The organism is Rhodopirellula halodulae (assembly GCF_020966775.1).
GTDB lineage: Bacteria > Planctomycetota > Planctomycetia > Pirellulales > Pirellulaceae > Rhodopirellula > Rhodopirellula halodulae.
On sequence record NZ_JAJKFV010000033.1, the window covers coordinates 147,326 to 172,252 of the forward strand.

The following is a 24,927-nucleotide window of genomic DNA, read 5'->3' on the forward strand; positions in this document are numbered from 1 at the left end:
GCGATGAGTGCTAACGAACAGACATTGTGTTAACGTAGTTGTGGTTTGTGTTCCTTCCCTCCCTATCGAGCTCAACGATGGATCGAATCTCGTTTTCGCGAATTGGTCGCCTTCTTTTGTTGCCCGCCGTTTTGACGCTGGGTGGTTGTGGTTCCTCCGGTAGCGAACCCGGCACACAAACGCCAAGTGATTCCCCTGCGGGCCAAGCCGAATCGGAGACGATCAATTCCCTGCCACCCGAAACGAGTGAAACACCAGACACTCAAGCGACTTCCCCCAAGCGTGACGTGGGTGGTTTTTCGCTTCCTGAGGGTGATTTGCCAGACGCTCCGAAGAAGCGTTCGTCACCCACGGAGGGTGGTCTTAGCCTGCCTGACGACCTGAGTTCCCGTACAGACTCAGCGGATGATACCGCGACCCAGTTGATCACCGCCGACGCGGAAGAGGACACGACCAACATCGACTACGCGACGTGGAAGGAAGTTCGCAAGACGGCGGAATCAACTGGCAAAGTCACGGTGGTTGATGTTTGGTCGTTGGCGTGCGGCCCGTGTTTGAAGGAATTCCCCAACTTGGTTTCGTTGCAGAAGCGATTGGGCGACAAGGTGGTGGCCATCGGAGCGAACGTCGATTTCGATGGGCGAAAGACGCGTCCGCCTGAGTCCTACGAACCCAAGGTCCGAGCTTTTCTGCAAAGCAGTCATGCTGAGTTCGAGAACTACATCGTTCAAACACCAAGCGACGAAGTCTTTGAAGCGATCGGGATCGGTTCCATTCCAGCCGTTTTGGTTTTCGACGCCAAAGGCAAGCTTGTGAAGCAGTTCGCAGACGTCGGCGAGACGGCTGGCTTCACCTATGCAGGCGACATCGTTCCGTTGGTGGAACAACTTCTGAAATGACCTGCAGAATCGTCGCAATCCGACTGTGTGAACAAACCGACACGTGCGGAAAGAATTCGGCGCTTCAAAAGTGAAGGTTGCGTGCTTCTGATCTGTTCGGACGATGGCAGGTCCTATTCTTCGAGTATGAATACTCATGAATTGAACTGCCGGGGACTGAACTGTCCCATGCCAATCGTCGAACTAACCAAGGCCGCTCGAAAGGCCGATCCCGGAGATCACATTGTGGTTACCGCGACGGACTTGGCCTTTCGTCCCGATGTGGAAGCGTGGGCACGTCGCACCGGACATGAAATCGAACGTTTTGAACAGCACGAAACCGAGCAAGTGGTTGAAATCGTGCTGTCCGAAGGGCATTGAGGCGAGGTCGTTCCATGGTTCCTGCGATTCCAACTGCCGACGTCGATACGCCCTCGGTCAATGAACGCGTGGTGGTCACTTTGACCAGCGGCAAAGAAGACAACGGCAAAAACGCCACCATGGCATTTTCATGCGGGTTGGCATCTTTGTCGCTTGGCAAACCCACCACGATTTTTCTCACCAGTGATGGAGCGGTTTGGGGTTACCAGGGAACCGCGCAGGGAATCGCCGTGCAGGGGTTTCCGCCCTTGTCCGAATTGATCGATCAGTACCTCGAAGCCGGTGGCGAAGTCATCCTCTGCTCCGTTTGTCACACGACCTGCAGCGTCGGACCTCCCGGCGGCGGGCCTCCCGTGAAGAAATTGCCCGGAATCGTGATCGGTGGCTTCACCACGGTCGTTGACCGCGCGATTGGCGGCACAACGATATCTTTCTAGGCACTGCTGCCTCGGTCGAAGATTGTCTTCAGGAGAAGGTTTGCGCGTTTCGCGAACCACTGCGGATTGCCAAACACGCTGATCGTTTGTTGATCGAACGACAGCCTCTTTCGCGACACCTTCGCGTCACCATTCGAAACAGCGGACCGCATTGATGTGCTGAGTCACGGGTTGGGCGAGCGATTGTTTTCGCCACTGGTTGAATTCCGTTTCCGGCATCGGTCGACCAAAGAAGTAACCTTGCAGCTCATCACAGTGCAGGTTCTGCAAATGGTTCGCTTGTTCCTCGGTTTCGACGCCTTCCGCGACCACGGTCAGGCCCAGCCCGTGTCCGAGCGAGGTGATTGACCGCACAATCGATCTTGAGAATCGATCGACCATCACGTCTCGCACAAACGAGAGATCGATTTTCAACGTGTGGACCTGAAAGGATTTCAGATATCCAAGAGACGAGTGCCCGGTCCCAAAATCGTCGATCGCGATTCTGAATCCCATCCGGGCCAGTTCGTCGATGACAGCCGACGAATGGTCAACGTTGCTCATGATCGCGTTTTCGGTGATCTCGAGCTCAAACCATTCTGGCTTGGCGTTGTGTTTGTCGAGTTGGCGTTTCAGCGTTTCGACAAAATCGATGCTGCGAAGTTGAATGGGCGAAACGTTGACCGCGATGGGTACCAAACATCCCTCCGCATTCCATCGAAGTGCTTGTTTGACGGCCACTTCGAAAACGTGTTCCCCCAACGCGCAGATCAGACCGGAATTCTCGGCGATTGGAATGAACGTCTGGGGAGAAACAAATTTGCCGTCGCTATCTCGCCATCGCACCAAGGCTTCGCAAGACACCAACTGGCGACTCGTCGCGTTGACCTTCGGTTGATAGTGCAGCTCCACGTCGCCAACATCAATTGCGGTGCGCAATTGTGTCTGCACCTGATTCCGCATGACGACTTCTTCCTGCATGGACGGGTCGAAATACGCGACCGCGTTCTTTCCCGCTTGCTTCGCCGCATACATCGCGATGTCGGCGTAGCCCATCAAGGTGTCTGTCTGAGTCGCGTCTTGAGGATACCGCGTGACACCAATGCTCAAACCGACGTGAGCTTCAAAGTCGCTCAATTCAAACGGGCGACGAAATTCTTTCAGCAACTCATCCAGCAATCTCTGTTGCGTTTCCAGATCGGTGTGCTCGTCCGACATGAGAATGGCAAATTCGTCGCCACCAAACCGCCCCACGAATGCGTCGGGTCCGACGACGTCCGCGATCCGCATCGCGACTGATTTCAGCAGCTCATCACCACCGGCGTGACCCACCGAATCGTTGACGAATTTGAAGTCATCCAGATCCAAAAAACAGACAGAGAATGCGACGCAGCTCGATTGACTGAATTGATCTTGATGGACCAAGCTGGAAATCGTTTCACGAAAGAACGCTCGGTTCGGACAACCGGTCAGCGTGTCGTGCATCGCACGGTGCCGGAGTTGTTCTTGGCTGTTTTCGAGTTCCGTGATGTCCGTGATAAGCGCGATGATCCGACGTTCCGAGGCATCTTCGCCAGGGCTGAGCGAAATCCAAAACGAGCGACGTTTATTCGGAGAAAACGCAGATTCGTTGGCCAACGAAATCTTGCCCGCCCACGATTTGCCTTTGGAGGCCCCGGCGAGGTAGACGCCAATGTCGTCGGTTTCACTTCGGATCAGGTCCAGGAATCGCTCGCCCGCAATCTTGGAGTTCGCATCAATGGACGTCATCGCGGCGAAGGCTGGATTGGCTTCCAACACTTTGCCACGACAATCAAGAATCGCCACACCTTCGGTTGCTTCCTCAAAGACGCTCGCCAGCAGTTGCAACCGTCGCTCCCGATCGCGGTCTTCCGTGATGTCACGCGACGTCGCGATGACGAACCGATCCTCGCTGAATTGTTCCGTGAAGGCGGAGTATCGGTTGGCACTGAATCGCTTTTGCCCCTTTTCGTCTGTCCAAGAATCGACGAACGTGGATTTGGGCACCTCGCCCTGGAAGCAGGCGTCGATTTGCGGGTCGAAGTCTCTCAGGCTTGGCACATTGATTTGTTGCGGCAGCTTTCCAACCACCTGTTCTTCGGTCACCCCATGAGCGTTCAAAAATGCTTCGTTGGCGACAACGATTCGTTGATCCGACGCGCGAACACTGAGCTGATCCGGTACTGCACCGACAATGTTATTCAAGAAGTCACGGTGTCGTCGCAACTCAGCTTCAAAGCGTTTGCGAGCTGAAACGTCTCGAACCATCACGATGACTTGGTTGCCGACAGACGATTCGAAAGAACTGAACGCGAGCTCCGCCCAAAAGGTCGACTCGTCATGACGAGTCACCTGACACTCCAATTGCTGACATCCCGATCGGCTGATGTCTTCCACGCACACATCGATCATTGGCATCGCGTTCGTTCCGTCTTCGAATCGAGCCCGCGTGAGCCATGGCTTTCGAGATTGAAGCAAATCGTGGCGGGAGACTTTTAAGAGATCAACCGCGTTGTCGTTGCACGCCAAGCACTTCTTGTTTTCGAGCACCAACACAGCATCGCTGGTGCGTTCAAAGATGGTTTCCGCCAACCGGCGAGTGTCGTAGGCGGCTTGCTCCGCCGCGGAGCGAGCCTCGGACAAATCGAGCTTGGTTTGTTCCAGCTCGTCGATGATCTCAGCCGAGTGCACAATGGCTTCCGCTTGAGCTGCCGCCATCGATTCGGAATGCAACTTCATCTGTTGCAGTTCTGCCTCACGTTCCGCAAGCAAGCGACGCATGCCGCTCAAAGAAGCCAGTACGTCCCGTTCAGCGTCAACCGTTTGTCCAACGCTTAATTCAGTTGACACACCGCTCGCGTTGTCTTGCACTTCCGCGAGCATACGATCGACCATCGCAAGCAGTGCGTTCGGGTCGCACTCCGCGTTTTTGACTTCATCAGCGATGGTCGGCTCGCTTGGCATGGTCGGGTGTGTTTCCGCGATGGTCGATCACGAATGGTTTGATGGCCAGCTCTCTAGTGAAACATCATTCAGGTGAAAACTGCTTAGATGAACATCGTTGTGTTCGCGTGAGCGGCTTGGCCAACAAACGTTGCGACCCCGCAATAGTCCAAATTGGGATAGTCAATCAGCTCCGAACGGCGAATGCCCATCAACTGCATCGACATTTCGCATACTTGAATGTTCACATCCAGTTCCGCGGCCGTTTCGATCAACCCTTCCAGATCACAAACGTTTTTGCGATTCATTTCGCGCTGCATCATGACGCGCCCGAGCCCGCCAAAATCCATTTGTGAGAGCTTTGTCTTATTCGCAGACGAAGGCAGCATCCATCCAAACGCACGCTCGACCAGAGATTTATTGCTTTCACGAATGCCCTCTTTCCGCAGAGCGGGTGTGGCCCAAAACGTGAAGAACATTCGAACGTCCATTCCGCACGCCGCGGCGCCGGTCGCAATCACGAAGGCTGCCATCAGCCGGTCCTTGTAGCCTTCGAACACGACAAGGTTGAGCTGATTGGGATCGGAAGCTCCTTCTTTCAGTTGGTCGAGCTGACGCTGCATCCCATCGAGCTGGTTTTCCAACTGCTGCCAACGTTGTGAGTCGCTGACCATCGGTTGTCCTGAACCGTTGCCGAGTTCACTGAGGTTGGATTGTGCCGATTGCATGACAGACGCTTTTTGACTTGGTTTCTGGTTCAATCAGCGCGCAGTCACGCCGATGCATCAACCCAAACTTGCGTCTCATTCCAGTGACGAGCAAGTTAGCGTGTCTTCGGTGCGAGCATTCTCGCAAAAGCCAAGCAGATGAACCGGTTGTTCCGATTCTGCGGGAGTTCAATTTTTTGAGATGAGAAGGCCGTGCTCAAACGTCGCACGCGTTCGTTTCGACTATGCAGTCAATCGATCAGTGATCCTGACAACATCCGAGCATCGCGCATGAAAAACGGACGCCCGGTGGAGGCGTCCGTTTTGTGAACACATTCCGTCGCTCGGATGCGGTTAGGCTTCCGGGAAGAACTTCGCCAACGTTTCCCGCGGCGGTTTGGGTGTAACCAGCGAAACAACCACCGTCGCAACGAGGGTGCTTAGCACCATCGCGACAACAGGCATGACCTCGTACGACTCGCCGCCAAGTGGCAAACGCAGAACGTACTTGCTCAATCCTTCGGAGGCCTGCGTGCCTTGATAGAACAGGTAGGACCAACTCGTGATTGCCGCGAGCACTCCCGCGATGGCTCCCGATGCCGTCAATCCTCGCCAATACAAAGCGGCAACGACGAGTGGGAACAGCGAACTGAAACCGCTGAAGCACCACACCCCGAGTGCGAAAACACTGCGGACGTTTCCGAGACTGAGCAAATACGTGATTGCCACAATCCCAACGATGAACAAACGCGTGAACAGAACCTGTTGGCGGTCTGAGAAACGGTCTGCGCCAAAAGTATGGTTGACCACGTCGTTGTTGAACATCGTTCCAATGCAAAGGAATTGACTGTCCAAGCTGGACATGATCGCGGCCAGAATCCCGGCGGCGAGGAAGCCACCCAGAATGGGCGCGGTTTGCGTTTTCACCAGGAAAGGCAACACCTTATTTGCGTCAACCACGTCACTGCCGGGAAGTCGAGGCAACGGTGGCTTGCCGGGCATCAACTCACCCGTCGCCCAAACGCCGACCAAGACACAGGGTACCCAGACGATCATGATGAACAGTGGATGGCAAACTACAGACAATTTGAACGTGCTGGCTTTCTTAGCCGTCATCCAGTGTTGAAAGAGGTGTGGGAACATTCCAACTGACAATGGAATCATCAGGTAAGTGAAGAACTTGGTCTTGCTCATCTCCACCCGCGTTTTGCCTTCCTCGGGAATGGATTCGCCAAGCACCTTGAGATTTTCAAAGAAGCCGTCTTGCTTACCAAGCTTGTCGGCGATGACAAAGAATGTCACCACACCCAAAACCATGAAGACCAACGTTTGGAACGTGTTCGCCCATGTGGTTCCTCGCATTCCGCCGAAGAACACATAGATCAACACGACCGAGCAAATCACCAACGATCCCAACCAAGCGGGGATGCCGCCGTGAACCGCCGGGTCGATGCCACCGGGACCACCTTCCAATGGCACTGGGAACCTGTCAGGTGCCAAGCCAGCCGTCAAAGCTTGCACGACGGCTCCGGCACTGATCACGCCGACCAACAAATATGGGATGATCATTCCAACCAAGATTGGAAACAGCAGCCAACCGACAAAGTTGTTGTTCAGTCGGTCACGAAAGAACTCGATCTGAGTCGTGTAGTTATGGGCACGAGCAAATCGCCAAACCTTCACACCAATCAAGAAGAAACACAACGAGTGAATGATGCCGCTACTGCTGGCCAGCATTCCATAAACGCCGATCCCTTCCCGGAACGCTTCGCCGCTGCTGCCCACCAATGCGAACGCGGTCATCGTCGTTCCAAACATGCTCATCAGCAACAGGAACGGACCAATCGAATGGCTGGCGACTTGGTAATCCTCTTTGGTGCCTTTGAACAGTCGGCTGCTGAACAGACCGAGACAAAGAAGCAGCCCCAGGTAGATCAGGATGATGACGAACTGGGGCACACCGGGTTGGACTGCAAGATACATCATTGTTCGCCCTCCTCATCCAATGGCCATGCAATTCGGGTCGCCAGGAACCAGGTGCAAGAGGCGGCAATCGAGATTCCCGCATGCCAGGCCAAACCAATCGGCATGAAACCAAACAACAACGTGTCGTTGTGCCACAACCAATTGTCTTGATGCAAAATCAGTAACAAGAGAACCAAGCCAGCGATGATCATAGCACCGCGTGACAACCCCGGCCGATTGGGCGGAGCGGACGCGTCAGTCGAGTTGGGCATGTTGGGCGATTGAGGAGAGCGGAGGGAGGAAGGTGGGAAATCGAGAGGGTCGCAGAGACCTTGACGCGAAAATCGCGAAATGGTCCTCCGGCGACTGAATCCGTCGCGAGCGACCAGAATTCAATCGTTTGCCCCGTAGTCTAATGGCATCGCGGGGGCGACGATATCCATGGTTTGAATTACTGTAAGGGACAAATGTTTCGGCGGTTTCGCTGAATTCAGCTTCTTTGCTTCAAAGCATCGCGGTCGGCGAGTGCTTGCGTCCTTTCGTGTTTTATGCAATCCGTGTTTGACCCCCTAGTGTGGCCAACGATTTGGCCGATGTGGCTGACCATCGGCGTCGCCATCGCATTGTTGCTGGGGCTGGCGTTCCGAGTCGCTGCGACTGATCTGCTGGCGGTCACGGCGTTGTCCATTTTGGTCGTGGCCCAAGACCTCACGGGCACGACGTTGCTGCCTGATCCGACCGACGCGGTGGCAGGGTTCGGCAACAAGGGTTTGATCACGATCGCGTTGCTATTTGCCGTCGTGGCAGGATTGGAATTGACCGGAGGCACGGAGCTGGCCACCGGATGGTTGTTGTCCAAAGCCAAAAATTTGCGAGACACGCAGGTTCGAATGTTGCTGCCCGTGGCGGCCTTCAGCGGTTTTCTAAACAACACGCCCGTTGTGGCGGCCATGTTGCCCGTGGTGGGCGACCTTGGGAAACGATTGTCGATCAGCCCCAGCCGTCTGTTGCTGCCGCTTTCCTACGCCGCGATTCTTGGCGGGATGTGCACGCTGATGGGAACCAGCACCAACCTGTTGGTTCGAGATGAATACAACCAGTACATCGCGGAGATGCGTGCAAACGGCGCAGCGACGGAATTGGCTGAATTGAGTTTTTTCACACCAGCCATCGCAGGACTTCCCGCGACCATTTTGGGACTGCTCTACATCATCCTGACGTCGAAGTGGTTGATCCCCGAACGCAAACAAGCTGTCAGCGTCGGAGATGACCCACAAAAATACACTGTCGAAATGCAAGTCGAGATGACCGGGCCGCTGGTCGGTCGAACGTTGCAAGAAGCGGGCCTGCGTGCTCTGCCAGGATTGTATGTTGCTGAAATCCAACGAGCAGATGGACGCATCGAGCCCGCCAAACCGGATCAACGTCTCTTCGGCGAGGACATTTTGATCCTGGTGGGTGATGTCGACAGCGTGGTGGATTTGCGGAAGATCCGAGGGTTGATCACTCCCGGCGATCAGGCTCGTAAGTTGCAAATTCCGGCTTGGCGTCGAACTCTGGTGGAAGCCGTCGTCAGTCCCCGGTGCAGTCTGATCGGCAAAACCATTCGCGAAGGACGGTTTCGATCGAACTTCAACGCAGCTGTTGTCGCGGTGGCTCGTGGTGGTCGACGGTTGGAAGGAAAGCTGGGCGACGTTCGCATTGAACCCGGCGACGTGTTGCTGCTTGAGGCGTCCAAGTCTTTCATGCACCAACAGCGTGGCGGAAGCGATTTCTACCTGGTCAGCAGTGTCGAACGAGGCGAAGTCCGTCGTCACGAACGTGCTCCGCTGGCGATCGCGATCATGGTGGTCATGGTGACCGCTGCCGCATTTGATTGGTTGTCGATTCTCAGTGCGGCCATGTTCGCGACGGTTGCCATGGTGATGACACGTTGCTGCACTACATCGGAAGCACGACGCAGCATCGATTGGTCGGTGTTGATCGTGATCGGATCCGCGATTGGAATCGGACGCGCGATGGAACAGAGCGGCGCGGCGGGTGAAATTGCCAATGGACTGCTCAGCATCGCGGGTGGAAACCCTCTGGGGACATTGATCGCGGTTTATGTTGCGACGGTGATCTGCACCGAATTGATCACGAACAACGCCGCGGCGATGTTGATGCTGCCGATTGCGTGGACCGCCGCGACGAAAGTTGGAATGGATCCGATGCCGATGGTGGTCGCCGTCATGATCGCGGCTTCGGCCAGTTTCTTGACGCCGTTTGGTTACCAAACCAACACAATGGTCTACGGCGTCGGTGGTTATCGCCTGAGAGATTACATTCAATTCGGGTTTCCTCTCAGCCTGATTGTGGCAGTAACGACCATCGGCATGTTGACTTGGTGGTACTAATGACCAAGATCGACTGAGCCACCTGGTTTGCAACTTCCCACGCACTGAAACGCCACCGCGATTTCCCATGTCCGAACGTTTTTCCGAAGCCCCCATTTCACGACTGGTCGGATTTCAGGTTCGCCCCAGCGAGATTGAGAACGGGGCACCGGATGCCGGTCAGGCAATCGTGGACATCGATTGTGGGCCGCAGCATCACAATCCGATGGGACGCGTGCACGGTGGCCTGGTATCGGCACTCGCCGATGCAGCGATGGGAATCGCGTTCGGACGTACACTGCTGGCGTCCGAAGATTTTTCCACCATCGAGATGAAGGTCAACTTCATCCGTCCGATTCGCGAAGGCCGTTTGTCAGCCAGTGCTGAAGTGATACAGCGAGGATTGCGAATCGGATTTGTGGAGTGCCAAATCAAAGACCAACGCGGGAAATTGGTGGCGACGGCCTCATCCACCTGCACGGTCCTCTCGGCTGGTTGAGCACGCATCGCTTCAGCGTCATTCTTCCAGTTCGTCCAAGTCCATCTCTTCAAGCGTCTTGGACGATTCCAACGCCGACGTCGTCACGCTCGCGTCGGCAACGTCATCACCGGACGCCTGTTCTTGCGTTGATTGCGAAGCTCCCGAGGAACTTTCGTTTGCTTGCCGGACTTCTTCCTCCGTTGCCAAACGCACCTGCAGTTTTCTGGCCGCGACTCGAACGACCTTGATCGGTTGACCTTCGTCGATGGGCATCCCGGTACTGACCGCGTCGACCTTGTGACCATCCACAATTACGCGTCCCGATGGCAACAAGTTTGACGTGGCGACGCCGAAGGCCCCCACGAGTTGGTCCAGAGGGACGCCGTCCAAGGTTGTTGTGACGGGTACCGATTCGTTACCGTCTCGCCGCCGTCGGTTCAGGATCGCTCGTCCCGCAGAAGTCTGCGGCCAGAACCGCAGCAGGACATGAAGCAAGATTGGTGTTGCCACGATCAACACCAGCATGATCGACAGACCAAAGTTTAGGCTGACGGTGAATGCGATCAGCACCGCAGTGATCGCGGACGCAAACGCCAGCAACCCGAGAATGCCGCCGCTGGGCACCATGATCTCCGCAATCAGCAGCGTCAAAAACAACACCACCAAACCAACCGAGTACAGCACCGGCATCAATCCACCGCCTCAACGGTGACTCGGTTGCCCAACACTTGAATCACACGGATGGGTTGACCGCGTTCGATCGCCGATCCATCGCTGACCACCGCGACGATGGTTTCGCCGAACTGACCTTTTCCGCTGGGACGAAGCGGTGTCGTGGCCACACCTTCTTGTCCCATCAAGTCGTCGTAGTGAGCCAAGCGTTCCGTTTCGCTGATTTGGGCCTCCGGAACCCCCATCGACAATCCCGTGGCCACGGCCGCCTGTGGCAGGTACAGACGCACCAAAAACATTCCAATCACACATCCGCCTAAGCCGCCCAGTGTCACCCACAAACCACGCGTCAGCTCACCGACTTGGTAAGCGTTCTGAGGAACGACGAACGTTTGGCTCATCAGCAGTACACCCAAGGCGGTCAGGAGCAGTCCGCCAATCCCAAAGACACCAAATCCGGGCAAAACAAAGATCTCGATCCCAATGCACGCCAACCCCAAACCGAACGCCAGCAGTTCAAGCCACTCCGCCGTCCCCGCGAGATACTTGATCCAAAAGAAGCAGGCGAAGCAGACCATCGCGACAAAACCTGGCACGCCCAAACCGGGTGCACTGGCTTCGATCGACAGCATCATGAACCCGATCACCAACAAAGAAAACGCCAACCCCGATTGCCGTCCCAGACGTTCCACCCATCGCACGACGCCGCGATCGGACAGTTCCGGCGGTACGCCACTCAACCCGATCGAAGTCGCCGCCTCCGGCAACGAGTCAACAGTGCCTTCTGCCAATCCCAATTCGATCGCTTGTGTTGCGGTCAATCCGTTCGCCAACTCGATCTTTTCCATCCGTTGCCAATCGTCCGCGGTGGCCTCATCCGCTTCGCTTTGAATTTGCTCCGATGTCGCGTAGCGGACTCGTCCGGATCGTCGATTGACATAGCGATGCACTGAGACCGACGAATCCAACAACCCTTCGATCAAGGCCGCACTGCGTCCCGACGCGTCGGCGATCAATTCGATCAACTCCGATTCACGCCGTACATCGTTGGGGCTCATCACGTCCGCCCCGCTGCCGCCAAGTTTCGCATCCGGCATGAGCAACAACGGACGACAAGCGAGTGCCAACAACGCCGCGTCCCCGCGAGCTTCCCCCGTAACCAGGCCACCCACCACTCGAATCTCAGGCCCCGGATCCGCCAAAGTCGCCGCCAACGATGCGCTGCGGCTCAAACTGCCGCCGGGAGAATCAATCGCGACCAACCACGCATTCACATCCGGCGACTCCACGCTGGCCGCCAAGTTGCTCTGCCATCGGCGGACGCGCGCCCGAGTCACATTGCCTGTGATCCGAACCAACCTGCCCACCAACGCTCCCGTCGATTGAGCCTCGTCTTTCTGAAGCCGTGAGAGTTCTAGCCAATCCATCACGGCGTTCTCGGACCCGACGATTGCCGCGGCAGCTCGGACACGTCGCAAGCGTTCCGAATCCAACACCAATGGTTCACCCGCTTCGGACCAAGTCGACTCGGAGACCAAGTTGCCTTCGTTCCTAGCTTGGTCCAACGTTTCGCCGCTCATGAACGTTGCTGGTTGTTCCAACAGCTCAACCCGCGAAACCTCCAACTGCGGATCCGCTAAACCAAGCACCAATGGTTCCGGGACCAAACCACGACGCCGAGCGATCGATTGATACAGCACGCCAATCGTTTCGTCCGGATTGGTCTCATACCGAGTCGCATCGCCCAGTGATCCGCCGCGAGAGACCAACAGCGTTTCGGCGGCAAGTGGCAGCAACACGTCGTGGCCTGTGACTTCGCCGTCAACCCAGACCACCAAGCGAATGCGTTTCAGATCACTGCCGGAAACCGCTCGAGCGATTTTCAAGGCATCTTCGAGTGCCGTCGGCTGACTGGACTTTCGCTCCTGATCACTTCGGCTGGTGTTGTCGTCTTCGTTCGATGACGCGACTGCGGCGGCGGACGAATCCTGGCCCGTCGTTCCCATTCGCAGCACCACCGTGGTCCGCCCACCATCGGCTGCGTCCCCACGCTTCGATGCGGCAGCCCACTGGTTCAATCGTCCGAGCAGCCGATCCACATCCTGCGACGTCAATGGCGACGGCACGTCCAGCAAAAAACCTGACTTCGCATCGGTGGCGGGCTGTGCGAAGCAAGCTCCCAACGTCCAGAGCTGGATCAGCATCAACCACGCGGCAACCAGGATTCGTCCCCTACCGGAGACAATCCGTCGTCGCGAAAGATCGCCGTGCTCCTTCAGAAATCTCATGCCCTGATTATACGGCGTCAGGAACCCGAAAGACCATGACCCGAGTCAGCCGGCGTTGGATCTTCCGCGGAAGATCGCGCAACGGAAATTGAATCAACTCAATCCGTCGTCGCGGCGGCTGGCTCCGGGATCGTCGTGCCCACCACGGCAGCCCCCACGCTGTCACCCAGCACATTGACCGCGGTTCGGAAACGATCCAATAGCCAATCAACGGCCAGGATCAGCCCCAGGTATTCCAGCGGCAACCCGACGGCTCCCAAGACAATCAACATGGTGACCAAACCGGCTTCTGGGATGCCGGCGGCTCCGATCGCTGCCAATGTCGCTGTGACCGCAACAATCAACTGATCCGCGATGGAAAGTTCGAAACCGATGGCTTGAGCAATGAAGATCGCCGCGGCGGCTTCGTAGAGCGCGGTCCCGTCCATGTTGATGGTGGCTCCCAAGGGAATCACAAATTCGGTGGAACGTTTCGACACTCCGGCGGATTCGGCGCACTCCAATGTCACCGGCAACGTTGCGGACGAACTGGCCGTCGAAAATGCCGTCAACAACGCCTGACTCATCGCGGAGATGTAGTGGTATGGATTCTTCTTCGTGATCAAATAGTAAATCGCGGGCAGCACTACAAATCCGTGAATGGCCAATCCGATCACGACCGCGGCAAAGTACCAACCGATTTGTTGCAACTCTTGCAAGAACTGCCCTTCCGCGTGCGCCTTCCCAAAACGCGCCGTCACCAAACAAAAGATCCCCAGAGGCGCCAGCTTCATCAGCGCCATCACGAACCGCAGCAAGAGTTCGTTGGCCTCGGTGATCAAATTCGAAATGGTCCGGACGTTGTCCATCATTGTGGTCATCAACGCGCCAATCGCAATCGTGAACACAATGATTGGCAACAACTGAGTGTCCGCGGCGGCTTGGAACAAATTGTCCGTCACCAGCATGAGTGCCAAGTTCTCCAGCACGACGCCCATTCCAGGCGGCTCCGCTTCACCATGTGGCAATTCAGAGCTGGCCGCGATTTCTTCTAACCTGGCTGGATCGACCGTCCCCACTCCCGGCCGAATGACGTTCACAACCACCAAACCAATCGCGACCGCAAACACCGTTGTGCACAGGTAGTAGCCAACCGCCGTCGCACCGGGACGACCGAGTTGTCGGATGTCGCCCATCCCGAGCACACCGCACATCACAGACGTGAACACCAACGGCACGACGATCATCTTCAAGGCACGCAGAAATAATTCGCCGCCAATTTCGAAGTGTGCCGCGAAATTTGGTGCAGCCAGTGCCATCGCGATAGCCGCCACGATCGCACCCGCGATCCAGTAGGTCAGGGCTTGGCTGTGCTTGGGCGATTCCGTCATATCTGCTTCCTTTGATGTGCATTTGATCAGGAAAATGCACAATTCGAGGGGGATGTCATGTCCCAATCAACGCGGTTTCCTGATTTCGATTGCTGTCGTCATTCCAGCAACGAAGGTCACGACGCAACCGATGCTCGCTTCCTCTACCCCACAAAATAGCGGTTTCTTCGATCGTTCGCAGGGCACCGCAACTGACCGCGACCTAGGTTTGGGATGGAATGGTTTGTCTACCACCCTGCATTTTCAAAATGGCCGACTGGGCCGCCAACTTTCACACCGGCCCCAGCGGTCTCGCTCCTGTTTGTTCACGGGAATCATCGGATGCCATATTCAAAACGACGAAACACGCGGCGGGCCGCGATCGGAAGTTTGTTCTTCGTAGCAGGTTTGTTCGCCGGAACGATCGTCGCCGTTCCAAAACTGCATCGTGCTTGGTTGGCGGAACAAACTCCCGTCGAGATGACCTGCGGTGAACTACTGCAAAACGGCATTGGGGAAGCCTCCGTGGTTCGATTGACGGACGCAACCGTTGCCGAACCGCCCGAAGAGATGCAGTTCGCCATGTTGGAGCCAGACCCCAACGCAATGCAGGCCATGCCAGTCGGAAGCGGCATGGGGGCCTGGATGTCGGGCGACAAAGTTGGCATGGCCAAGAAAACACTCGCTGATGCTCTCCGCCACCCCCGCGCCCAAACCATGTTGGACGAAATGGTTCGTGGCGAAGTCATGCCACAGCACTTGGGCGGCACCAACATGCCACAACCTCTGAAGCTTTCACCCGGTCGCGAAGTCGCTGCCAAAGCAGTGGACGAAGTTCGTTCCACCGGATCGCTGACCGTGTTTGTCAGCGAAGATCCAACGATTCAGTGGATCGCGGACGGCGCGAACCTGCTAGGCGTTGGACTCCCCGAGTCTTTCGTCGATCTGGCCAAACTCGATTGCTATTCGCTGCACCCGGTCGCGCTGACCGAATCAAAACAGAATGCTGCAATCTGGGCGGTGGGCTCTGCACTCACCTTGACGCTTGGCTGGTTGCTTTGCAGTTCTGCTGGTTGGGGCATTTGGATCCTGTTCTGTCCCATCGCCGCGGTTGCCGGCGTGTTTGGCCTTCCGATGCGATCCGGTCGTGGAAACAAGGTCACCTGGACGCTCGCGTTCTTTGCCGGTGGATTCTGTCTCGCCGCGGCTTTCGTGCTGACGGTCTTTCTGGGCGGCTTGGGATCCACGCCATCCAGTTGGGCGTTTCAAGCAGCTGGCTTCGTGTCTCTGTGTGCTGGTTTGGCGTTGTGGCTGGGGATCCTTGGCAGCATGAAAACGAAACGCAATATGGCGATGTCGATCAGCTCGCTGGACAACTTGGTTGTCGCCGAGCCCAAACGTTCGCGATCCAGTAAGAAAGCCGCGAAAAAGTCATCCGGCGATGTCGACGCATCCAAATTTGCTTCCGATGGTGTGCGACAAGACAAGCTGCAGGAAACGCTATCCAAAAACGCCAGCTACTCACGCCGCTACTTGGATCCTCGTTTGAGCGTTCCTGCCAACTTAACGATTCGCGACGAAGCGAATGAGAACATCATCGTTTGGCAGAACAATGCGTTCGAGGAACCGTTGGCCATCGAAATTGGTCGCGGCGACGCGGCTTGTTCCGCCACGGTTCAAGTCGGCTGTCAGAATCTTGTGCTTGCCATGACCGATGAACTCGATGGCAACATCCGGTTGCGTCTGATCAGCTTCCTAGACAATGGGCATTGCTTGATCAGCGTTGACGGATCGTATCCTCAACTGACCGAAAACCTCAGCAACGAATTCGCGACCATTTCCGTGTTTGAATCGGCGGACGCGAAAAAGTTGTTGGCGAAGCACTTGGAAGTTTCTGCGGATGCGGCGGAACGTCAGCACTCCGGTTTGATTCGTTTGGACTCCAACGAATGGCGCGACATCGTGTTGCTATCCGAGCGTGCGGTGAAGTCCGTCTTGCACGACGAAGGCTTGCAGAAGTGGGAAATTCACGACGCGACCTACGGTCGTTTCGCGTTCCCTTGCCGGCCGATTCAATCGATGCAACCGGTTTGACGCGTTCTTGTTCGATGCCTATCGCGGCGGCAATTCGTACACCCCGAACTCGGCCCAAACGGGCATGTGATCGCTGACCTTCAACGCCTGGTCTTCGGGAATTCGAAGAGCGGACATCAAATCCAACACACCGGCACGCCCGGTGAATTCGCGCGTGGTCGCCGTGTCCATCATCACATGGTCATAGGTCTTCGTCCGCAGCGTGTTCGTCGGTTGGTCACCGACCAAAGACTGAACGTTCGGAATCCTGCCCATTTCGAGCAACCACTGCGTGTCGACATTCAGGTCACCGACCAATAGGAAGTCTTCTTCGCCGTGACTTTGATATTCAAACATCCGAACGCTGTGAAAAACGTCATCCAAAACGTTCATTTCGTTGTCCGGGCGATCTCCGACGCGTGATCCGACTTCATCCGGGTCCGTGTGGACGTTGATCATGGTGAATCGAAACGGTTGGCGACTGGCAGTCGGCGTGACGCGAGTTTGAAAGCTGGCGACCATCGGTGCCCGGTGCATCAAATCCTGATCGTCGTTGACCAAGTAATCTGAATCCGGCACCAAATCGATTCGATTGACATCCCAAACGAATCCATATCGTTCGGTTTGGCTCGTTCGTCCTTGTGGCGCACTGACCGTCGCGCTGTAGTTGCCGCCAAGGCTGGCGATTTCATCCAACAAGCCGTTGATTGGCAATTTCGGGTCGCCTTTGATCTCCTGAATCGCGACGACGTCAAAGAGTAAGCAGACTTGCGCCAAACGCCGCATCACTTCTGGCTTTTCCGATTTACTTTTGCCGAAAACTTGAATGTTGAACGTGGCCACGCGAATCGACGCGTTGTTTTTCTGAGTTGGTCCACTGGCCGGCGTGACCAAACTGACCGGTGCGATGCGTCCCATCGGGGCCTTTCCCGAATCGACTCGCGAAGCCATTTGCTCCGGCGTCAACGAAGCCGCCAGCGGGTCTTCGTAAACCGGTTCTTCTTTGCCTCGAAGGGAATCGAGCGTCGGCAGATCGATTTGCCCGGTCAAACCCGCCAGGATGACTCCCAAGACTCCGGTGACGGACAGTCCTGGCGTGAACCAACGCAGCAACGACGTGCTTGAACGCCGCGACCGTCGCCGTTTCTTCGACGAGTCTCCCCAGAGCAATTTCCACAGCAATTGGATCACCACGGCCTCCTTGCCGCGTGAATCGATGGTGCATGGCTCGGCCGAGACTCCTTCTCAGCTCAACGATGCAAAATGACAGGGTGGTTCACGAAGGGCTTCCTTTCGCAATTCCACCCACGCCGGATAGCCAAATCGTCACAATCGCGTCAACCGCAATGTCGCGACGAAGCCATGCAGACCATGCGACTGAATCCCCCGATCGGCCGATCTGCGTCCGCTCGTCGCAGTCCAAGGTGCACTCACGTTTCGTGTCGTAAATTTGAACATTCACCGAGTTCTGCCTCGCTCTTTGCTGACATTCTCGCATGACACGTTCACTCTCGACCTTTCCGATTGCCTCCGTCATCACCGGTCTCGCATTGGCCATGACGGCGATCGGTCTTTACCAAACATCAGATCTGTCGCGGGGCAATGCGACTGGGACGGAGAAGGATTCACCAATCGCCGCGAATGCACCTGCGCAAGCACCGACGGAAGGCGGATTGGTCGTCGCCAACCGACGCTCCAGCAGCGTTGTCGGGACGGCGGCGACACCGGTGGATCCGCACCTGACGATGGGAAGTGAAACCTGCGTGAAATGTCACGCCAATGAAGTGAAGGTTTGGCAATCGACTCCTCACTTCCGCACCTTCGAGGAACTGCATCGACGGCCCGCCGCGAAAGAAATCGCTTCGCGTTTGGGAGTCCGCTCGATCAAGTACGACGGCCGGTGCGTGGATTGTCACTACACACAACAAACCGACGTGGCATCGGGCAACGTTCACGCCATCGCCGGCGTGTCATGCGAATCGTGCCACGGATCGGCGAAGAATTGGCTGGACCTGCATCATGACTATGGTGGCGAACAGGTCACCCGAGCCATGGAAACACCGGAACACAAACAACAACGTTTGCAACGCAGCGTGGCCGCCGGCATGCGGAATCCGGTCAACGCCTACCTGGTCGCGCAGAGTTGCTTGCGTTGTCACACGACCGCGGATGAGGAACTGGTCAACGTGGGCGGTCACCCCACTGGCAGCCTGGATTTTGAGTTTGTTTCCTGGAGCCAAGGAACGCTGCGTCACAATTTCATCGCATCCGACGGACAGTCAAACGCCAGCAACACGAAAGATCGTTTGCGAGTGATGTTCGTCAGCGGAATGATCGCGGACTTGGAAGCCAGCCTGCGAGCCACCGCCGCTGCAACTCAAAAAGCCAAATTTGGAGTGACGTCGGCAAAACGAGCCGACCGCGCGGCGAAACGCTTGCTGTCCGTCTCGCAGAAAGTCAGTTCGAAGTATCTCGAGGATATCCTGCTGGTTTACAGTGGCGTGACGCTCAAGCTCAACAATCGCAATGAACTGACGCAAGCCGCCGACACCATCGCGGACCTTGGCTATCAGTTCGCATCCGAAACGAACGGGCATGTGCTCGCACCGTTGGACGCGTTCATTCCGCCACAGAATCGTTGGAAGTAGCAAAGATCCGATTGACCTCGCGACGCAGCGGTTTCGGCAGCGGACCCGCGTTGGCAAAGTCGGCGATTTGTTCCGGTCGATGGGCTCCCACCAACGCAGCGGTGACTCCGGGTTGAGACACCGCCCATGAGATCGACAGGTTGGCGACGGATCGTTTGTGGTCTGCCGCGAGAACCGTCAATTGGTCAACGATGTCATGCGCTCGTTGACGCGCTTCGCCTTGAAAAATCGGATAGTTCGGGCGACTGTCGCCCTCGGCGAACACGTGATCGCGGCTGATCTTTCCAGCCAGCAATCCTTTCATCAGCGTCCAATACACCCAAACGTCGCACTGATTTTCGTTCGCGTCGGCGATGACGGTCTGCAGGGTGTCTTGCTGCAAACCGTTCAGCGGGCATTGGATCGCTTCACAGGGAACCACCGTCGCAAATGCGGCACGTTGTTCTTCGGTCGCGTTGCAGAGCCCCACTCGCTTTGCCATGCCGCGCTGAACCAAACGCTGCAGCGCCCACGCACTCGCTTCCACCGGGACCTCTTCGTCCACGCAGTGCAACATCAACGTATCGAAGCAACGGATGCCGATTCGACGAAGTGAATTCTCAGCATCCACCACCAACGTTTCCGGCCGACCGTCGTTCACACGGACGCCGTTCTCGTCATACCGCTGGCCGACCTTGCCGATCAAATGCATTTCTTCTCGCAAACCCGGATCCAACTCGCGAAGCACCGCACCCAATCGTTCATCGGCTTCGCCCTGCAAGCCATAACTGTAGGCGGTGTCGAACTGCCGAATGCCAGCATCAACCGCAGCGTGAATCGTCGCGATCGCGTTCTCACGAGTCACTCCTACCGTGGTGACTCCGGCAATGGGCCAAAGCCCCAAGATGACGTGTTGGTTCAAAACAGTTGCGAGAATTCAAATGGGAATTAGGTTGTGCGCATGGCTTGGTTAATGGGACCAAACCCGTCCAGTTTTTCCGGTCCGATTCGCCTCTTGGCCCCAAACGCTTACACCCGAGGGAGGGGAAGCGTTGTGTGAATCCGACTCGGAACCTCCTCCCTAGAAGAGCAATTTTCAAACGAAATGGCAACGACACCCACCACCGCGACCACCGTCGCTCCCGGAATCACGCGAGTCGAACGCAACAATTCCAAAGGGTATGTGGTCCGTGTTTGCCGCGACGGAGTGCGCAACTCGGAATACTATTCTGACACCATGTGCGGCGGAAAACGCAAAGCCCTGCAAATGGCAAAGCAACGCCATGCGGAACTGTTGGATTATCTCGGCCCCGCGAACAACTCCACCAAAGACAAATTGACCAGCCGCAACACCACGGGCAAAGTCGGTGTTCACCTGGCCCACTCGATCGACAACCGGTACCCAGGTTGCGAGTACCGCGCCTACTGTGCGTCTTGGAAGACCGAAGACGGCAGCCGCAAAAAGATCAGCTTCGCCTTCAACCGCTACGGCGAAGACGAAGCGTGGGAGCTGGCCTGCATCGCTCGCGATCGCGAAACCAACGACCGCGACGAAGTCATCTCCATTCGAGATCGCCAGATCAAACGTCAGTCGCGAAAGAAAACCGCTGGCAAACGTCGCCGGTAAACTCCGCAAGTCTGCTGGATCGCGAACCTAGGTTTGCAAACAGCGTCGCGTCGCTGCGGAAGCTCTGGCTACGAATGCCGAGGCCCCGAAAGCCGGTAACACGAACGCCGAGGCCCCGAATGCCGAGGCCCCGAAAGCCGGCAACACGCTCGCCCGTACCAAGCTAGCCGGTAACACGAACGCCGAATCACGAGAGCAACAATTGCTCGCCGGGTTCGGCCTCGTCAATTTCGCGGCGTATCTCTCGCAGCCCGTAGGCACACAGTTCGAACTGGTCACTCAAGCGATCCAGCAGATCACAAGGCGGTCGCGACTCATCCGCTTCGATCGTCGATGCGATTTTGTAGGAACGCTTTCCGTGTTGGAAATAATCCAACAACTGATCGGGCGAATCCTTGCCATCCCCACGCACGGATTCGGGGAACATGCCTGACCAAAACAGCGTCACGTCGCCGATGTGGCGATGCACCTCCCGTTTGGCGATGCCGATTCGTCGCTCGGCTTCGCAAAGCAATTGAAAGACTTCGGTTGCGGGCCGGCCATCGTTGCGCCGCATCTTGTGAACCGCGTCGATGCGAACGAACCGCAGCATCAAGTCACTGACGTAGCCGATCAGTTGCACATCGGCGACGCCCAATTTGGTTTGAAAAATCGATTCGCTGATCCCGCTCAGAAAGCGATCCAGTGCCGATCTCTTTTCAGGTGTTTGCTCATTTGCCACTGCATCATTCCCCTTGGTTAGGCTTCGAAAGGGGGCCAAATGAAAGACCTGAATTCCACAACTAGTAGGAGCACCAACCAATGTCAAGAGATCTTTTGGATGAGTCTCCAACCCACCGATCGGCAAACGCGGCAACGAAGACTCCTGGCCGAGCGGTGAAACGCAGCCTCGGAAACTAGAATCAACCCTTGATCACTGTTACCGGTGGATGACTCGTCATTGGTTCTGATTCAACACCGCGGGTGGCGACGCATAGGACGGCCGAATTCCGTTCAAAATTGCTACGCCAGAAATGGCAGAAAGAATCGCAATCAGCAACCAAGCACCGCGAGCCGCGACCGCACCATAGTGTTTTTGTATGGAGGCGATCGAACGGACTTGATAGGGCGCGGTCCAAGGCCCGATCGCGATCGCCGTGCAAATCGCAGCGATGCAAAGTGCCACGCCGCCGACCAATGTGTCGTCCTGAATCAAAACGTCGTTTCGCTTTCCGAGAGAACTGAATCTTGGGAAATCAATGCCGTGCTGCGATCGCGAAGAAGCGTTGATCATGGCCCAATTCGGCCAGCAAAAATTGGAGCAGCACCGTCGTGGGCTGGCTCGGTCCTACACGTCGCTTTCACGCATGCGGCGACGAATCGCACGACGTTGCATCCGAGCCGTCTCGACATCAGGGTTGATGTCCAAGCAACGGTTGAGCGCGTCCAGCGCTTTGTTGGGTTTGCCGAGCAACATGCGAATTTTCGCCAAGCTTTGCCAGGCGGTGTAGTGAAAGCGGCAATGCCACAAACAAGACTGATAGGCCGTTTCCGCTTTTTCGAATTCTTCCAGCCCGTGCCAGCAGATCGCCAACTGGTGATGAGCTTCGGCGTACAACGGGGCTTGGTCGATCAACACCATCGCGGGTGACAACGCGGCGGCGTATTCGCATCCATCGTTCAAGTGAATCACTCGCAGCAGTTTTTGATGATGTAGCGGCGCCGCGTCTCGCACGATCAGCGAGTGGAACGAATCGTCGGCGACCAATCGAACCCCACGATCTTCGTCGGAGAGGGCTCGACCAAGCGAATCGACACAGTGGCGGTCGCCCAGCATGCCCAATGCCAATGCGGCGGCACGCCGGTTTTCCACTTCGCCGCGAGATAGCAGGGCGGTCAGGGTCGACGGCGTGTAATGCTCGTCAACGTCGTGGGCAAAACGGGGAGCGTCCGCCGAGCCAAGGTAACGCCGATACGCGGCGGTCAGGCGTGTGGTGTGGACGATGGGTGAGTTCACGTCGGTTCCACCTTTGGCGAGTCAGAAGGGTCTGGGAGGATTGGGTGGGTCACGCGGCCAAACACCGCGATTTCGTCTGTTTTTCGGCTGCTGTGGTTTGACTTCTCGATGTTAGACCGATCAAGCTGTCGGGCAAGACGGCACTTGGAAAAGATCTTTGTCTCGCACGGCTCGTCGGATGCTCCCCGCCTCGCACCACCGCCGAAATTCGTCTCGCGTTTGCAACCGTCCTGCCCGCAAAGACGCAAAACTCCAACAAAATGCAGCCACCTCGGTCGACCAACGATCGGTCCTGCGGCTGGACGCAAACGGCCGGTCATGCGAGTTCTTTCGCCTGATGTTGTTGGGGGTGATCCTCGCCTTCACCCCCATTTTGCCCGCTTTTTCACAACCTCCCGTCGATTCGCCGCTTCGTGCCGAAGCGTTTTCCAGCACCGTGATCACGGTCGCCATCGACGGACAAACGATGCAAGAAGCGATCGATCAGATCGTTCAGCAGGTTGACTCGGGCAGCCGTCCCCAACGTTGGACCTGGTGGCGAGATGGCAGCATCGATCCCCATCAAATCGTCTCCCTAAATTTGGCCGGTGGCTCTGCCGCTCAAGCGATCACCCAACTGACCAAGCCGCAAGGCTGGGAAGCTTTTCCGATTCCGGGAATTCTGCTGGTGGGCCGCCCGGAATGGATTGACCGAACGTTGGCCCATTGCGTGTCGTCGCCCCAAGCCACGTCGGTCGATCTGACATGGCCACGCGGCACCACGTCCCGCGAGGCGATGCGACGCGTCGTTGAAACGTCCGGTGCATCGGTGCCAATCGCCGCAGATTTCGATTGGTTGCCGCACGACGTTTGGCGTGAAGCCAATTTTCAGCAAGTCGATCCGTGGCACGTCGCTTCGTTGATGCTTTCGGAATTTCGCTATGTCACCCCGAGAGCGTTCACTTTGGAACGATTGGTGACGCGAGACGGAGAATTGCCGCCGCAAGTCGAGTTCTTGTCGCCGGAAGACACGCGGTGGAAGAACGTGCGGTTCCAAATGAGTTATCCAGTGCAGGGCAGCGGGACAGCCATTCGTCAGGCGGTCCAATCATTCGATCGCACCGCGGCCTTCCGGTCTGGACGTGATGGACAACAGCGTTTGCTACGGGTTAACACAACCCCGGCAGGCCACCGCGCGGCTTGGCGAGCGGTTTGGGAAAACGCCGAAGTGCCGGCCCAGGTCGCCAGAGCGGGACGGGAGGCAACCTACGATCTGAAATTATTGAACAAGCCGGCGGAGGTGGTCCTGCAACAGTTCGCTGGTGCCGCCGGAAAGCAATTGAAAATCTCGGAGGACGCCAAATTGAGAAGCCAGACTTTGGTGAGTCTCGATGCGCAAAAGAAGACCCTCCGAGAACTGGCCGAAAGCATCGCTCAACAAGCCAACCTGCAATTGGTTTGGGGGGATGCGCTGATCGAGATTTCATTGCCGGCGGAAGAGTGAGGCTGGGCTGGTTCTGGTTGTTCTAAAAAAACCAGACCTACCATTCGGTCGCGATCGAGCCACCGCGGAGTCCAGCACAGTCCCCATTGCGCCCCGGCGTCTTTGCGGCTTTGCGTTAAAACCATGACGACGCTTGTGAACAAACTCCACAATCCGCGGCCCCTCACAGCCGACCGGCGTTAACCGCGGTTTTTACGCGACAACCGGAGCGAACGCTCTTCGGCTACTTGGTCGTTCGGGAGTAAATGTCGTTCGGAAGACGCGAACTCAATCGGCTTGTTGATATGGAGATGACGCGAAGACGCGAGGGCGCAGAGCCCAGCACGGTCCTCATCGCGACCCGGCGTCTTCGCGGCTCTGCGTTAAAACCATGACAAAACTCGTGAACAAACTCCACAATCCGCGGCCCCTCATAGCCGATCGGCGTTAGCCGCGGTTTTTACGTGGCAACCGGAGCTAACGCTCTTCGGCTACTTGGTTGTTCGGCGTGGTGCGTTGGTTGGCATTTCCATAACGCTCGGGCAGTCTCAGTTTTGGCGCAGATCGAGTAGGGTGAGCCAGCGGAGCGACCGCTGACTCAGCCCTCTCACAGAACCGTACGTACGGGTCCGTATACGGCTCCTGTCTTACCTGCCTAAGTTGCCT

At 56.6% G+C, this 24,927-nt stretch carries 21 protein-coding genes; 9 read left to right on the forward strand and 12 right to left on the reverse strand.

What is annotated here, in order from left to right; translation table 11 throughout:
• Positions 1 to 77: 77 nt before the first annotated feature.
• The 3 genes from LOC70_RS24070 to LOC70_RS24080 all read left to right on the forward strand — a co-directional run bounded on the left by LOC70_RS24070 (position 78) and on the right by LOC70_RS24080 (position 1,696).
• Entirely contained in the window at positions 78 to 899 is an 822-nt protein-coding gene (locus LOC70_RS24070) for a TlpA family protein disulfide reductase (RefSeq protein WP_230256613.1), read from the forward strand.
• A 126-nt stretch (positions 900 to 1,025) separates the two neighbouring features.
• The gene (locus tag LOC70_RS24075) at positions 1,026 to 1,259 is read left to right on the forward strand and encodes a sulfurtransferase TusA family protein (RefSeq protein ID WP_255713033.1); all 234 of its coding nucleotides are present in this window, start codon (positions 1,026 to 1,028) and stop codon (positions 1,257 to 1,259) included.
• A 14-nt stretch (positions 1,260 to 1,273) separates the two neighbouring features.
• Entirely contained in the window at positions 1,274 to 1,696 is a 423-nt protein-coding gene (locus LOC70_RS24080; protein WP_230256615.1) for a DsrE family protein, read from the forward strand.
• Positions 1,697 to 1,822: 126 nt separating this feature from the next.
• Here LOC70_RS24080 and LOC70_RS24085 read toward each other — a convergent pair whose 3' ends face one another.
• The 4 genes from LOC70_RS24085 to LOC70_RS24100 all read right to left on the reverse strand — a co-directional run bounded on the left by LOC70_RS24085 (position 1,823) and on the right by LOC70_RS24100 (position 7,583).
• The gene (locus tag LOC70_RS24085) at positions 1,823 to 4,660 is read right to left on the reverse strand and encodes an EAL domain-containing protein (protein WP_230256616.1); all 2,838 of its coding nucleotides are present in this window, start codon (positions 4,658 to 4,660) and stop codon (positions 1,823 to 1,825) included.
• An 83-nt stretch (positions 4,661 to 4,743) separates the two neighbouring features.
• Complete coding sequence (locus LOC70_RS24090; RefSeq protein WP_230256617.1) at positions 4,744 to 5,367, reverse strand: DsrE/DsrF/DrsH-like family protein; 624 nt, start codon at positions 5,365 to 5,367, stop codon at positions 4,744 to 4,746.
• 333 nt (positions 5,368 to 5,700) lie between these two features.
• Positions 5,701 to 7,332, reverse strand: coding sequence for a sodium:solute symporter family protein (locus tag LOC70_RS24095; RefSeq protein ID WP_230256618.1), 1,632 nt, complete (start codon positions 7,330 to 7,332; stop codon positions 5,701 to 5,703).
• Positions 7,329 to 7,583: a DUF3311 domain-containing protein gene (locus LOC70_RS24100; RefSeq protein ID WP_230256619.1), complete on the reverse strand. Its 255-nt coding sequence runs from the start codon at positions 7,581 to 7,583 to the stop codon at positions 7,329 to 7,331. The genes LOC70_RS24095 and LOC70_RS24100 overlap by 4 nt, the downstream gene beginning before the upstream one ends.
• Before the next feature lie 276 nt (positions 7,584 to 7,859).
• Between LOC70_RS24100 and LOC70_RS24105 the strand changes: the two genes are divergently transcribed.
• Together LOC70_RS24105 and LOC70_RS24110 are read left to right on the forward strand one after the other, a co-directional pair.
• On the forward strand, positions 7,860 to 9,707 hold the full coding sequence (locus LOC70_RS24105; RefSeq protein ID WP_230256620.1) for an SLC13 family permease: 1,848 nt from the start codon (positions 7,860 to 7,862) through the stop codon (positions 9,705 to 9,707).
• 67 nt (positions 9,708 to 9,774) lie between these two features.
• Positions 9,775 to 10,185, forward strand: coding sequence for a PaaI family thioesterase (locus LOC70_RS24110; RefSeq protein ID WP_230256621.1), 411 nt, complete (start codon positions 9,775 to 9,777; stop codon positions 10,183 to 10,185).
• An 18-nt stretch (positions 10,186 to 10,203) separates the two neighbouring features.
• Here the strand turns inward: LOC70_RS24110 and LOC70_RS24115 are convergent, their stop codons facing one another.
• From LOC70_RS24115 to LOC70_RS24125, 3 genes are all read right to left on the reverse strand, one after another.
• Positions 10,204 to 10,857, reverse strand: coding sequence for an NfeD family protein (locus LOC70_RS24115; RefSeq protein WP_230256622.1), 654 nt, complete (start codon positions 10,855 to 10,857; stop codon positions 10,204 to 10,206).
• On the reverse strand, positions 10,857 to 13,127 hold the full coding sequence (locus LOC70_RS24120) for an NfeD family protein (RefSeq protein WP_230256623.1): 2,271 nt from the start codon (positions 13,125 to 13,127) through the stop codon (positions 10,857 to 10,859). Before LOC70_RS24120 ends, LOC70_RS24115 begins: the two co-directional genes overlap by 1 nt.
• A 98-nt stretch (positions 13,128 to 13,225) precedes the next feature.
• Positions 13,226 to 14,497, reverse strand: a complete 1,272-nt coding sequence (locus LOC70_RS24125; protein ID WP_230256624.1) for a dicarboxylate/amino acid:cation symporter — start codon at positions 14,495 to 14,497, stop codon at positions 13,226 to 13,228.
• 321 nt (positions 14,498 to 14,818) lie between these two features.
• Here LOC70_RS24125 and LOC70_RS24130 point away from each other — a divergent pair, with 321 nt between their 5' ends.
• On the forward strand, positions 14,819 to 16,570 hold the full coding sequence (locus LOC70_RS24130) for an MFS transporter (RefSeq protein ID WP_230256625.1): 1,752 nt from the start codon (positions 14,819 to 14,821) through the stop codon (positions 16,568 to 16,570).
• Positions 16,571 to 16,588: 18 nt separating this feature from the next.
• Here LOC70_RS24130 and LOC70_RS24135 read toward each other — a convergent pair whose 3' ends face one another.
• Complete coding sequence (locus LOC70_RS24135) at positions 16,589 to 17,743, reverse strand: endonuclease/exonuclease/phosphatase family protein (RefSeq protein WP_390889111.1); 1,155 nt, start codon at positions 17,741 to 17,743, stop codon at positions 16,589 to 16,591.
• Positions 17,744 to 18,045: 302 nt separating this feature from the next.
• Between LOC70_RS24135 and LOC70_RS24140 the strand changes: the two genes are divergently transcribed.
• Positions 18,046 to 19,197: a cytochrome c family protein gene (locus tag LOC70_RS24140; protein ID WP_230256627.1), complete on the forward strand. Its 1,152-nt coding sequence runs from the start codon at positions 18,046 to 18,048 to the stop codon at positions 19,195 to 19,197.
• Here LOC70_RS24140 and LOC70_RS24145 read toward each other — a convergent pair.
• Entirely contained in the window at positions 19,169 to 20,098 is a 930-nt protein-coding gene (locus tag LOC70_RS24145) for an aldo/keto reductase (RefSeq protein ID WP_230256628.1), read from the reverse strand. The two genes, LOC70_RS24140 and LOC70_RS24145, sit on opposite strands and share 29 nt — an antisense overlap.
• Positions 20,099 to 20,281: 183 nt before the next feature.
• On the opposite strand from LOC70_RS24145, the gene LOC70_RS24150 reads away from it, so the two are divergent.
• Positions 20,282 to 20,803, forward strand: a complete 522-nt coding sequence (locus LOC70_RS24150) for a transcriptional regulator (protein ID WP_230256629.1) — start codon at positions 20,282 to 20,284, stop codon at positions 20,801 to 20,803.
• 187 nt (positions 20,804 to 20,990) lie between these two features.
• Here LOC70_RS24150 and LOC70_RS24155 read toward each other — a convergent pair whose 3' ends face one another.
• The 3 genes from LOC70_RS24155 to LOC70_RS24165 form a co-directional block, all read right to left on the reverse strand.
• Positions 20,991 to 21,524 (reverse strand): hypothetical protein, encoded by a 534-nt coding sequence (locus tag LOC70_RS24155; RefSeq protein ID WP_230256630.1) that lies wholly within the window; start codon positions 21,522 to 21,524, stop codon positions 20,991 to 20,993.
• 216 nt (positions 21,525 to 21,740) lie between these two features.
• Positions 21,741 to 22,076 (reverse strand): hypothetical protein, encoded by a 336-nt coding sequence (locus LOC70_RS24160; RefSeq protein ID WP_230256631.1) that lies wholly within the window; start codon positions 22,074 to 22,076, stop codon positions 21,741 to 21,743.
• A gap of 54 nt (positions 22,077 to 22,130) precedes the next feature.
• Complete coding sequence (locus LOC70_RS24165) at positions 22,131 to 22,799, reverse strand: HEAT repeat domain-containing protein (protein WP_230256632.1); 669 nt, start codon at positions 22,797 to 22,799, stop codon at positions 22,131 to 22,133.
• 157 nt (positions 22,800 to 22,956) lie between these two features.
• Here LOC70_RS24165 and LOC70_RS24170 point away from each other — a divergent pair, with 157 nt between their 5' ends.
• A complete protein-coding gene (locus LOC70_RS24170; RefSeq protein WP_230256633.1) occupies positions 22,957 to 24,282 on the forward strand; it encodes a hypothetical protein in 1,326 nt (441 codons plus the stop codon).
• The last annotated feature ends 645 nt before the right edge of the window (positions 24,283 to 24,927 follow it).